Source organism: Klebsiella sp. 141161, from assembly GCF_050600815.1.
Taxonomy (GTDB): domain Bacteria; phylum Pseudomonadota; class Gammaproteobacteria; order Enterobacterales; family Enterobacteriaceae; genus Klebsiella; species Klebsiella aerogenes.
The window spans coordinates 185,021-196,987 of sequence record NZ_JAQIRN010000008.1; the positions used below are offsets into that span (position 1 = coordinate 185,021).

Genomic DNA, 11,967 nt, shown 5'->3' on the forward strand with positions numbered 1-11,967 from the left:
ATAACTCTCAACGTTTAATCTTACGCGCAGTGGCGCTGAATCAGCGCAATGCTCTGTTCAATCTCGCGGCGAATATCCTCTTCGCGCCATGACGCCAGCTGCGGAGCGAAAGGCTCGAAGGCGTAATCCCCCTGGTATCCGCGGGCTTCGAGATGCCGCACCTGTTGACAGGTCAGCAGCCGGTCATGCGGCGTCAGCATGATGCGCTCGTCGTCGGTCAACTGTTCTCGCGGGCGGGAATCGTCAACGCCGGAGAGATGAACCAGACCTATCTCAGCAATGTCCAGCTGGCTGAATTCCTCTTCTGCTTGTGGATAAAGATGATGGTGGAAAGTATCAATTAACAGCTTAAACGGCACCTGAGCATCGCGAATGAGCGCCTGAGCCTGCGCCGCCGAGCGCAGCGAACTTTGTGGGAAGCCCAGCGGCTCGACCAGGCCCTGAATGCCATATTGTTCGAACAGCGGCGCCAGCTCGCGCATAGCGGCAAGCGTTTCTTGCGGCGCTACCGTGGTGCCATCATTTAACGGGCACATCACCAGCGATTTGGCGCCAATAGCCTGCGCCTCTTTCAGCAGCGACTCCGTCAGGTGACGTACTTCAGCGCTGTGGCGGTTGAAGGGATAGACGGCGTTGATCGTCAGAATCTCAAGCTGGTAACGGTCGGCCAGCCTGCGCACCTGCTGGTGGGTGAGCGCGTCGGTGACTTTACCGCTGGGTAAATCATTACGCAGCTCGACCTTGTGCAGCCCGAGTTCGCTCACCAGACGGAAAAACGCCTCAATGCTGAGCGACGGCGCAATTTTACGATTGATACAGAAACGCTGCAGGGCAATGGCCATTTGACACTCCTGACAAGATGTTGACTGGTTTAGTTCGCTTGCCAGATAGTTAAAATGTTTATTTCATCATTGGCAATGGATGAAATGATGGTTGTTTGAGCACGATCGCAAAAAAGTTGCTGCGCCATTTCATGGTTTACATCAAAGATAACCGCATAAAATCTCACCTTCGCTACTGCTGTGATTTGAAATTGTATGGAGAGTGGTTTGCTGAAAAATGCGACAACCATCACCAAAGTAGAATTTCATTTTATCTGATTATTGAAATATAAATTTCATTTTACTACGGTTATAGCACAGCACAATCAGCGACGGGCCGTAACTTGAACGGCCTTCTACACTATGAGGCGAGAAGATGACTATCACAGGTAACTTTATTGGTGGGAAAACGGTAACCAGCAGCAGCCGGGAAACGATGCCGGTGTACGATCCGGCTACTGGCGATGTGGTTCGCGAAGTCACGCTTTCCACCGCGCATGAGGTTTCCGATGCAATCCAGGTCGCTCGCGACGCTTTTGACAGCTGGTCCCGCACCACGCCGCTGCGCCGCGCCCGCGTGCTGTTCAATTTCAAAATGCTGCTCGAACAGCACGTCGATGAACTGGCGGGCATTATCGTTAGCGAGCACGGCAAAGTATGGTCCGATGCGTTGGGCGAGCTGACCCGAGGCATGGAAGTGGTTGAGTTTGCCTGCGGCATTCCGCACCTCATTAAAGGTGAGTTTTCTTCCGACGTGGGTACCGGCGTCGACAGCTATTCGCTCATGCAGCCGCTGGGCGTGGTGGCGGGGATAACGCCGTTTAATTTCCCGGCGATGGTGCCGATGTGGATGTTCCCCATCGCGCTGGCCTGCGGCAACAGCTTCGTGCTAAAACCACCTGCGCTGGCCCCGACCGCGGCGGTACGCATGGCTGAGTTACTGAAAGAAGCCGGTCTGCCGGATGGCGTCTTTAACGTCATTCACTGCAGCAATGAAGATGCCGAGCAGCTTTATACCGACCCGCGTATTGCCGCCGTCAGCTTTGTCGGCTCCTCCGGCGTGGCGGAATATATCTATAAAACCGCCAGCGCTCACGGAAAACGCGTCCAGGCGTTTGGCGCGGCGAAAAACCATGCCATCGTGATGCCGGACGCCGATCTTGATGCGACCGTGAATGCCATTATGGGCGGCGCGTATGGTTCCGCTGGCGAGCGCTGCATGGCCCTGCCGGTAGTGGTGGCCGTCGGTGACGAGACTGCAGATAAGTTGATTGCCCGCCTGAAACCATTAGTCGAGTCGCTGAAAGTCGGTCCTGGCTGCCTGCGCGGCAAAGACGAAAACGAAATGGGGCCGGTGGTATCCGAAGCGCATCAGAAAAAAGTACTTGGCTATATTGATAAGGGCGTCAGCGAAGGGGCGTCATTGGTGGTGGATGGTCGCAGGCTGCGCGTGGCCGGGCATGAGGACGGATATTACGTTGGCGGTACGCTGTTTGACCACGTCACTCCGGAAATGACCATTTGGCGCGAAGAGATTTTTGGTCCGGTGCTGGGGATTGTCCGCGTCGCTGATTACCAAAGCGCGCTGTCGCTGGTTAACAGCCACGAATTCGGTAACGGCAGCGCCGTCTTTACCAGCAGCGGCCATACCGCCCGCGAGTTCGTCCATGACGTACAGGCCGGCATGGTTGGCGTCAACGTACCGGTGCCGGTGCCGATGGCCTTCCATAGCTTCGGCGGCTGGAAGCGCTCGGTATTTGGCGCGCTGAACGTCCACGGGCCGGACGGCGTCCGCTTCTATACCCGTATGAAAACTGCCACCGTGCGTTGGCCGCAGGGGCAGCAAACCGTATCTGAATTCAGTATGCCGACGTTAGGTTAATCGGCGAAGGAGAACGCTATGTCGTTATTGGCTAAAGCGCAAAAAGAGGGACATATCCAGCACATCACCCCGCAGAGCGCGGGGTGGCATTATATTGGCTTTGATGTCTGGATGTTAAAACAGGGGCAAACCGTGACCCTGGAGAGCGGTGATCGTGAGCTATGTCTGGTTCTGGTCTCTGGGCTGGCCTCGATCAAAACTCAGCACGCCGATTTTCCCGACCTTGGTAAACGCATGTCGCCATTCGAGCGTACGCCGCCGTGGTCGGTCTATGTGCCGCCGCACGATAAGGTCGAGGTCACTGCAGATTCCGATCTTGAGCTGGCGGTCTGCAGCGCGCCGGGCAAAGGCAGCTTCCCGGCGCGAGTGATACGGCCTGAGGATGTCGGCGTAGAGCATCGCGGTAAAGGGCGCAACCAGCGGCTGGTACATAATATTCTGCCGGATAATGCGCAGGCGGATTGCCTTCTGGTGGTGGAAGTCTACACCGAAGAAGGGGCGACCAGCTCCTGGCCATCGCACAAGCACGATACCGCGCTGCCGGGGCAGGAAACCCAGCTGGAAGAGACCTACTACCACCGCTTCGATCCGCCGCAAGGCTTTGCCTTTCAGCGAGTGTACACCGATGACCGCAGCCTGGATGCCTGTATGGCGCCCTATAACCATGATGTGGTGATGGTGCCGCGCGGCTACCATCCGGTAGCGGCGATCGCCGGTTACAACAGCTACTATCTGAACGTAATGGCGGGGCCGGATCGTAAGTGGCTATTTACCTGGGAAGACGATCACGCCTGGATCAACAGCGATCGCTATTCATAGTGCGCGATAAACGAGAAAAGCCGGGGATGTCCCCGGCTTTTTTGTCTGTTGATTGCCGTTGTATACAGCGTAGCGCAACGGGTAATCAGGCGCGGTGCTGCTGCGGCTCTTTGCTGCTATTCAATGCCAGCGATACCGCTAGCGTCTGGGCCAGGCACAGCGAGGCCACCTGCGAGCGGAAACCATCAACCTGCGCTTCACGCACCACAAAGCACACATCACTGAAGGCGGCAAGCGGGCTTACCTGGCTATCGGTAATGGCGATTTGTCGCGCCTTGCGCTGGGCGCCAAGCTCAACCAGTTCCACCACTTCACGGGCGTAGGGCGAGAAGCTCACCGCCACAACCACATCCTTCGGCCCCACCAGACTGAGCTGCTCGGTGAACATCCCGCCGAGGCCGTCGATCAGGAAGGCTTTGCGATCCAGATGGCGCAGCGCGTAGGTCAGGTAAGAAGCGACGCTAAATGAGCGACGCAGGCCGATGACATAGATATTTTCCGCATCCGCCAGTAAATCTACCGCCCGGTTGAGGTCTTCGCCGGAGGTCTGCATTGCCAGTTGCTGCAGCGCCTGGGTATTGACCATGCTGAACATGTTGAGGATTTCCGTCGGCGTTTCCGGCGGCGTCGTTTCGTCGTTAGTGGTCTGGCGGAACAGACGCGCGCGCTCGGTGTAGTTGGCGGTCTCTTCCATCAGATGCTGCCTGAACATCTGCTTCATTTCGTTAAAGCCGCTGAAGCCAAAGGCGTTAGCGAAGCGAATCAGCGTTGAGGGCGGAACGTCAGCCTGTTGCGCAATGGAGGCTACTGTATCGAAAGCAACGCTATTACTGTTATCCAGTATATAGCGCGCCACCTGCTTCAGACGTTTGCTGAGCGTGTCGTAGCGCCGTCTGATTTCATCCTGCAGGATGGTCAGTTGGGTCGGATTATTAGCCATAAGTTGCGCTCTGAGAAAATGGAAGGAATATGGCTTCCAGTGTACCAAATGAAGCGAATTTTTCATTTTTTGCGATGAAATACGCGATTCATTTCACGAAGAAACCGCAGGCCCGCCGCTTTCAAGGAAGAGGCGGGCCTGAAGGAGGTTAGCCGCGCGCTTCGCGCCAGTAGCCGATGAGCCGTAGATAGTTGCGTTTCACTTCATCGATTAGCGCGGCGTCATCCAGTTCGCCCTGCATCCAGCGGCGCGAAGGCTGGCCAAATATGGTTCGGCCGACGGCAAAACCCTTGATCATCGGGTGCCCGGCCGCTTCGGCGAAACCTGAACGCAATCGATCCGATGGCGCATCCAGCCCCAGGAGCAGGATGCCCCGGCACCATGGGTCTTCGCGCTCGATAAGCGCTGAAATCCGCTCCCACTGGGCGCTGGCCAGCGGCGGCAGCTTCCACCAGTCCGGCTGGATGCCCAACTGATAGAAATGCTCCAGCATAGTGTGGTAGTGGCGTTCATCTTTGTCCGGTCCGTTCTCCGGCAGGATCACTTCCAATAGCAGCTCGTGCCCCGACTTATTGCAGGCCTGCCAGACTTCCAGCAGCAGCGCGTCCTGCTCGGCGCGCAGCGCTGCCGGGTCATCCGGGTGGTAAAAGACCAGGCATTTGACGACGTGCTCAAGCGGCCAGTCGATCAGCTGTGAGCCAATATTGCCATGTTCAAGACGTAGCGGACGCGAGCTGGGGAGCTCAATCGGCCGACCGATCCACCAGCCTTTACCGGTAATGGCGTTAAGTGAACGTTGACCATAGGTTCCATCGGCGAGGATGCCGCTACGCCGATCCAGTCCGGCCTCTGTGGCTGCCGCCTCGGCGGCGGCCAACAGTAGCAGTTTGAGTTCGGGAATACAGGCCGGGTCGCGCCCGGTTTCTAATGCCAAATCCGCCAGCTGTTTACGATGGTCAAAGGCGAAGATACACAGTTCCGGCCACGACTGGCGTCGGCTGGTCACCCGGTGCAAATGATTAAGCCGCGCGTCGATATCCGGGCGTGGAACGGCACCGGCCCGCGATAGATAATCATCAAGCTCCACTTTCGTCGGCATCGCCGGCGCGCAGCCGTGACGTGACACCACCAGCGCGCCGCAGGCGTTGGCGTAGCGGCAGGCCTGTTCCCAGCCTTCATCATTAAGCCAGCCGCGCAGCAGTCCGGACATAAAAGCGTCGCCGGCACCGAGTACGTTGAGTACTTCGACGCGAACGCCTTGCTGCAGCGGCACTTCGTCCCAGCTATCCGGGATGGCGCCCTCCAGCACCACGCAGCCCATCGGCCCGCGCTTGCAGACCAGCGTCGCGTTGGTGGCATGGCGAACGTTTTTCAACGCGGTGAGGGTATCGGTGCTGCCGCCGGCAATATGAAACTCTTCTTCAGTGCCGACGACTAAATCGAACAGGTGCAGAACTTCCTGCAACTGACGGGTCACCGGACCCGACTCAATGAAACGCGTTTCACCGTCGCCCAGCGAAGTGAGCCCCCACAGCACCGGACGGTAATCGATATCCAGTGCGGTACGCAGGCCGTGGCGGCGGGCGTATTCCAGCGCCTTCAGTACCGCATCGCGGGTATTGGCGTGTGAAAGGTGGGTGCCGGTCACCGCCAGAGCGCGTGAAGAGGCGATGTACTCTTCATTGATATCGTCAGGCGTCAGCGCCATATCGGCGCAGTTGTCGCGGTAGAAAATCAGCGGGAAGGTATCCTGATCCTTAATGCCCAGCATCACCAATGCGGTCAGCCGTTCTTTATCCGTGATCAGATATTCGGTATCGACACCTGCGCGGCTGAGGGTTTCACGCAGAAACCGGCCGTTGTGCTCATCGCCCACCCGCGCCAGCATCGCCGATTTTAATCCCTGAATCGCGGTACCAAAGGCGACGTTGCCCGAGGAGCCGCCGAGATACTTGGCGAAACTGGCCACATCTTCCAATCTTGCCCCTATCTGCTGGGCGTAGAGATCGACGGCCACCCGGCCAATACAGATGACGTCGAGCCGCTTAACTGCTGCATTCATCGCTAGGGTTTCCTTTTGCAAATCTGCTGCCAGGAGAAGGTCGCATGAGTGACAGTCTGCCGTGAACAGCCTGATGGTTATTAGTTATCTCTAGTTTGAGAAATAAATATTTCATTTTCAAATCTAATCGAAATTAAAAAACCAAAAGTGTGAAGGATCTACCACTCTGCGCGGATGAGCGGCTGCCCACCCATACATGTTGTATGCATCCCGCTTATCCATGTTTCCCTTTTTTTAATATCAATATTATCCATAATTTTCATGTAGATAATCTTATATTCACCCTTTCGTTTGGAAACCTGCTCGCGAAGGAGATGTAAGTGAAACGTGTGAAATGGGTAGAGAGTTTGATCCTTCTCGCAAAATGAAACATTTCTTCTGTATTTGTGTTTAATGAAAAAAATGTTTGCCTATAATCCAAAAATATTCCAGTGGACGTTAACGGCTTTCCCTCACCTACGCCATCTTCTCTGGCGAGCAAAGCGCTAACTCACACGACAAATACTGAACGATAAGGATTAGGCAACATGGGCAAACTGAGACTGACAATGGCGCAGGCGCTGGTGAAGTTCCTTGATAACCAGTATCTGGAGGTGGACGGCGAAGCGCAGAAATTCGTGAAAGGGATTTTCGCTATTTTTGGTCACGGCAACGTGTTGGGCTTAGGCCAGGCGCTGGAAGAGAACAGCGGCGAACTGCGGGTTTACCAGGGGCGTAATGAACAAGGCATGGCCCATGCGGCTACAGGCTTTGCCCGTCAATCACTGCGCCGGCAGATCATTGCCTGCACTTCTTCCATCGGTCCGGGGGCGGCCAACATGATCACCGCCGCGGCGACGGCGACAGCCAACCGTATCCCGTTGTTATTACTGCCGGGCGATGTCTTTGCCACCCGCCAGCCGGACCCGGTACTGCAGCAAATCGAACAGAGCCACGATCTGAGTATCACGACTAACGACGCATTTCGCGCGGTGAGTAAGTACTGGGATCGAATTACACGCCCGGAACAGCTAATGAGCGCCTGCATTAATGCCATGCGCGTGCTGACGGATCCGGCGGAAACCGGCGCGGTCACCTTGTGTCTGCCGCAGGACGTGCAGGGTGAAGCCTGGGATTATCCCGAGTCCTTTTTTGCCCGCCGCGTCCACCGTCTGGATCGCCGTCCGCCAAGCGCAGCGCAGCTGTCGGATGCGGTAGCGGCAATTAAAGCCAGCCGTAAACCGCTCATCGTCTGCGGCGGCGGCGTGAAATATTCCGCGGCAGGCGAAGCGCTGGTGAGCTTCGCCGAACGTTACGGCATTCCGTTTGCGGAAACACAGGCCGGTAAGGGTACGGTGGTTTCATCGCATCCGCTGAACGTCGGCGGCGTTGGCGAAACGGGCTGTCTGGCTGCCAATTTGTTGGCGAAAGAGGCCGATCTGGTCATCGGTATCGGCACGCGCTTTAGCGATTTCACCACCTCCTCGAAATGGATATTCCAGTCCCCGGGCGTGCGCTTTCTTAACGTTAACGTCAGTAATTTTGATGCCTGGAAACTGGACGGCATCCCAATGCTGGCGGACGCCCGCGAGGCGCTAAGCGCGCTCAGCGCTGCGCTGGCGAACGAGTCCTGGCAGGCAGGATGGGGCGCGCAGATTGCAAGCGTGCAGAGCCGGCAGATGAAAGAGACCCAGCGCGTCTACCAGGCTGTCTGGCAGGAAACGGATTTCGTACCAGAAATTGACGACCATATTGACCGTGAATCGGTATATCGCGAATTCCGTCAAATCACGGATTCCACCCTGACGCAAAGCAGCGTTCTTGGCCTGCTGAACGAGTCGCTGGCGGCGGATGCGGTCATTGTGGCGGCGGCGGGTAGCCTGCCGGGGGATTTACAACGCGTCTGGCGCAACCGGGCGGTGAATACCTATCACGTCGAGTACGGCTACTCGTGCATGGGCTATGAAGTCAACGCCGCTCTCGGCGTGAAGCTGGCGCAGCCGCAGAGCGAGGTCTATTCGCTGGTCGGCGATGGCTCCTTCATGATGCTGCATTCTGAACTGGTCACCTCCCTGCAGGAGCGGGCGAAGATCAACGTCATTCTGCTCGACAACATGGCGAATGGCTGCATCAACAACCTGCAGCTGGAACACGGTATGGATAGCTTCGGCACCGAGTTCCGCTACCGCTCGGCGGAAAACGGCCGGTTGCAGGGCGGGCTGGTGCCGGTGGATTTCGCCACGATCGCTTCCGGCTACGGCTGCAAGACCTGGCGGGTCACCACCCTTGAAGAGCTACGCCACGCGCTGGATGCCGCTCGCCGTGAAACCGTCAGCACGCTCATCGACATTAAAGTACTGCCGAAAACTATGGTCCACAAATACGGTAGCTGGTGGAACGTCGGCGTGGCGCAGACGGCGCTGTCGGAACGTATCCGTAAAGTCGCTGAAATGATTAATGAAAAACGCGCCCAGGCGCGGGATTACTAACAAAGAACACGAACCCTGAACCCTACAGAACTACGGAGAGAACCATCATGTCACTCAAATTAGGTGTCATCGGCGCAGGCGCCATCGGTAAAGAACATATCCGTCGCTGCACCCAGGTCCTACAGGGGGCGACCGTGGTCGCCGTTTCCGATATCAACGCCGATAACGCCCGTGCGGCAGTAGCGCTGCCGGGCGTGCAGGCGGAAGTCTACGCCGACGGTCATGATGTGATTAAAGCCAGCGACGTTGACGCCGTGCTGGTGACCTCCTGGGATCCAACCCATGAAGAGTACACCCTGGCGGCTATTGAGGCCGGTAAGCCCGTATTTTGCGAAAAGCCGTTGGCGATGAGCGCGGAAGGCTGCCGCCGCATCGTTGATGCTGAAATGAAAGCCGGGCGTCGCCTGGTGCAGGTCGGCTTTATGCGCCCGTACGATGAAGGCTATCTGGCGTTGAAGAAGGTCATCGACGACGGTGATATCGGCGCGCCGCTGATGCTGCGCTGCGCCCACCGCAACCAGTCGGTCGGCGAGAACTACACCACCGATATGGCGATCACCAACACCCTGATCCACGAGCTGGACGTGCTGCGCTGGCTGCTAAATGACGACTACCGCTCCGTACAGGTACGCTTCCCGCGTTCGACCTCCCATACCCATGCGCGGCTGAAAGATCCACAGATCGTCTCGTTTGAAACGAAAAAGGGCACCCTGATCGACGTCGAAGTCTTCGTAAATTGCCAGTACGGCTACGACATTCAGTGCGAAGTCGTTGGCGAAACGGGCATTGCGCGCCTGCCGGAACCGTCGGCGGTGGAGATGCGTAAAGCCGCCAGCCTGTCGACCGCCATCCTCACCGACTGGAAAGACCGTTTCATCAAAGCCTACGACGTCGAACTGCAGGCATTTATCAATGATGTGAAAGCCGGCAAGCTGCAGGGCCCCTCAGCCTGGGACGGCTATGCGGCATCGGTTGCCGCCGACGCCTGTCTGAAGGCGCAAGAGTGCAACGAACCGGTAGCAGTATCGCTACCTGAGTGCCCGGCATTCTACCAACGCTAAATCCTCCTTCACCGACGTAACGTTTCAAACAGGTAACGACGATGAAAATTGCTTTTGATGTCGATGTGATTCGCGATCTCGGGATCACCAGAATGGTTCAGCAGGTGGCCGAGTGGGGCTACAAATACATTGAACAGTCGCCGCACCCGCAGATTAACCCATTCTACAAACATCCGCGCGCCAGCCGAGAGATCATGGCCGAGTACAAGCAGGCGCTGCGCGACAACGGCGTTGAGCTCTCCTCGTTCATCTGCGTATATCGCTGGTCCGGCCCGGATGAGCTGCGCCGTCAGGCGGCGGTGAAGAACTGGAAGCGGTTAATCGAAGTGGCGGTGGAGATGGGCGTGCAGGTTATCAATACCGAATTTTCCGGCGATCCTAACCAGCCGGAAATTTGCGAAGAAATGTTCTACCGCTCGATGGAAGAATTACTGCCGATATTCGAACGTGAAGGTATCCGCGTCGAAATCCAGGCTCACCCGTGGGACTTCTGCGAAGAAAACAACGAGACGGTGGATATCGTGAAGTCCTTTCGCAGCGACAACGTGAAGTATGTCTACAGCGTGCCGCACACCTTTTTCTACGACAAAGGCAAAGGTGAAGTTGAGAAGATGCTGCGCTATGCCGGGCAGGACCTGTCGCACGTGTTGATTGCCGATACCCGCAACCACACCAAACACTGCCGCTATATCGTTAATCCGCCGGGCGTTGACGCCGCCGTACACCAGCACGTCGGCGTCGGTGAGGGGGATGTCGATTTCGATGCCCTGTTCCGCACCCTGCGCGATATGCGCTTCGCTGAACAGACCTTCAAAGTTGGCGGTGAACCGATCGTCTGCACCTCGCTGTTTGGTTACCCGGAAAAGATGAAATACCAGGCCGTGGAAACGCGTGAACTTATCGAACGTGAACTGCTGCGCCGGTAAGGCGCAGCGGCAGGAGCATCAAAATGAACAAAGACAATGTCAAACTGGCTATCGCCCCTATCGGTTGGACTAACGACGATATGCCAGAGCTGGGAAGCGAAAACACCTTCCAGCAAACGGTCAGCGAAATGGCGCTGGCCGGGTTTACCGGCAGCGAAGTCGGCAGCAAATATCCGCGCGATCCGGCGGTGCTGAAGCCGATGCTGGATATTCGCGGCATGCAAATTTGCAACGCCTGGTTCAGCACCTTCTTCGCGAATGGCCAAAAAGAAAAAACCATCGATGAATTCGTTAATCACATGAATTTTCTCCATGCGATGGGCGCGAAGGTGATTGGCTGCTCTGAGCAAAGCGGCAGTATCCAGGGGCTCGATAAACCGATTCTCGGCGATGTGAAGCCGTGCTTTAGCGACGAAGAGTGGCAGCGGGTAGCCGAAGGTTATAACGCGCTTGGCAAGCTGGCGGCAGAGAAGGGGATGCAGGTTTGCCTGCATCACCATATGGGCACCGGCATTCAGACTACCGCGGAGATCGACAAGTTTATGTCGCTGGTGGATGAACGCGTCTTCCTGCTCTACGACACCGGTCACGCCTGGTATTCGGAAGGGGGCGAGGCGCCGACGCTGGCGATCCTGAAAAAATATCTGCCGCGCATTAACCACGTACACCTGAAAGACGTCCGCCCCGCGGTGATCGAGCAGGTGCGCCGCGAAGGGCTCTCATTCCTCGACGGCGTCAAGAAAGGCACCTTTACCGTACCGGGAGATGGCGAAATAGATTTCCGTCCGGTCTTCCAGTTGCTGGATGACTACGGCTACAAGGGCTGGATGGTGGTGGAAGCCGAACAAGACCCCGCGCTGGCGAACCCCTTCGAATACGCCGTAAAGGCGCGTAAATACATCCGCGAAACGGCAGGAATCTGATCGTTGATGCATTTCGGGCCACACAGCTGCGTGGCCCGCTTTTTCTAAACCTCAAGAGAACCACA

At 56.8% G+C, this 11,967-nt stretch carries 10 protein-coding genes; 6 read left to right on the forward strand and 4 right to left on the reverse strand.

All coding sequences use genetic code 11. The annotated features are described in order from the left end of the window. Positions 1-20: 20 nt before the first annotated feature. Together PGR79_RS20080 and PGR79_RS20085 are read right to left on the reverse strand one after the other, a co-directional pair. Entirely contained in the window at positions 21-842 is an 822-nt protein-coding gene (locus PGR79_RS20080; protein ID WP_087858350.1) for a TIM barrel protein, read from the reverse strand. A 29-nt stretch (positions 843-871) separates the two neighbouring features. Continuing rightward, the gene (locus PGR79_RS20085; RefSeq protein WP_213794696.1) at positions 872-1,075 is read right to left on the reverse strand and encodes a hypothetical protein; all 204 of its coding nucleotides are present in this window, start codon (positions 1,073-1,075) and stop codon (positions 872-874) included. Between the two features lie 122 nt (positions 1,076-1,197). Between PGR79_RS20085 and PGR79_RS20090 the strand changes: the two genes are divergently transcribed. Next, positions 1,198-2,703: a CoA-acylating methylmalonate-semialdehyde dehydrogenase gene (locus PGR79_RS20090; protein ID WP_430922365.1), complete on the forward strand. Its 1,506-nt coding sequence runs from the start codon at positions 1,198-1,200 to the stop codon at positions 2,701-2,703. Between the two features lie 18 nt (positions 2,704-2,721). Further along, the gene (gene iolB / locus PGR79_RS20095; RefSeq protein ID WP_015368537.1) at positions 2,722-3,522 is read left to right on the forward strand and encodes a 5-deoxy-glucuronate isomerase; all 801 of its coding nucleotides are present in this window, start codon (positions 2,722-2,724) and stop codon (positions 3,520-3,522) included. Between the two features lie 85 nt (positions 3,523-3,607). On the opposite strand, the gene PGR79_RS20100 is transcribed toward iolB, so the two are convergent. Further along, complete coding sequence (locus PGR79_RS20100) at positions 3,608-4,462, reverse strand: MurR/RpiR family transcriptional regulator (protein ID WP_015368536.1); 855 nt, start codon at positions 4,460-4,462, stop codon at positions 3,608-3,610. 148 nt (positions 4,463-4,610) lie between these two features. Further along, positions 4,611-6,524: a bifunctional 5-dehydro-2-deoxygluconokinase/5-dehydro-2-deoxyphosphogluconate aldolase gene (locus tag PGR79_RS20105; RefSeq protein WP_316425330.1), complete on the reverse strand. Its 1,914-nt coding sequence runs from the start codon at positions 6,522-6,524 to the stop codon at positions 4,611-4,613. Positions 6,525-7,051: 527 nt separating this feature from the next. Here PGR79_RS20105 and iolD point away from each other — a divergent pair. From iolD to iolE, 4 genes are read left to right on the forward strand one after another with little or no spacing between them, the layout of a single operon-like run. After that, positions 7,052-8,992, forward strand: a complete 1,941-nt coding sequence (iolD, locus tag PGR79_RS20110; protein ID WP_430915317.1) for a 3D-(3,5/4)-trihydroxycyclohexane-1,2-dione acylhydrolase (decyclizing) — start codon at positions 7,052-7,054, stop codon at positions 8,990-8,992. Positions 8,993-9,039: 47 nt separating this feature from the next. Then, positions 9,040-10,053: a Gfo/Idh/MocA family protein gene (locus PGR79_RS20115; protein ID WP_015704222.1), complete on the forward strand. Its 1,014-nt coding sequence runs from the start codon at positions 9,040-9,042 to the stop codon at positions 10,051-10,053. Positions 10,054-10,094: 41 nt separating this feature from the next. Continuing rightward, positions 10,095-10,979 (forward strand): sugar phosphate isomerase/epimerase family protein, encoded by an 885-nt coding sequence (locus PGR79_RS20120; RefSeq protein WP_015368532.1) that lies wholly within the window; start codon positions 10,095-10,097, stop codon positions 10,977-10,979. A 23-nt stretch (positions 10,980-11,002) separates the two neighbouring features. Then, entirely contained in the window at positions 11,003-11,902 is a 900-nt protein-coding gene (iolE, locus tag PGR79_RS20125) for a myo-inosose-2 dehydratase (protein ID WP_430922368.1), read from the forward strand. Positions 11,903-11,967: the final 65 nt, after the last annotated feature.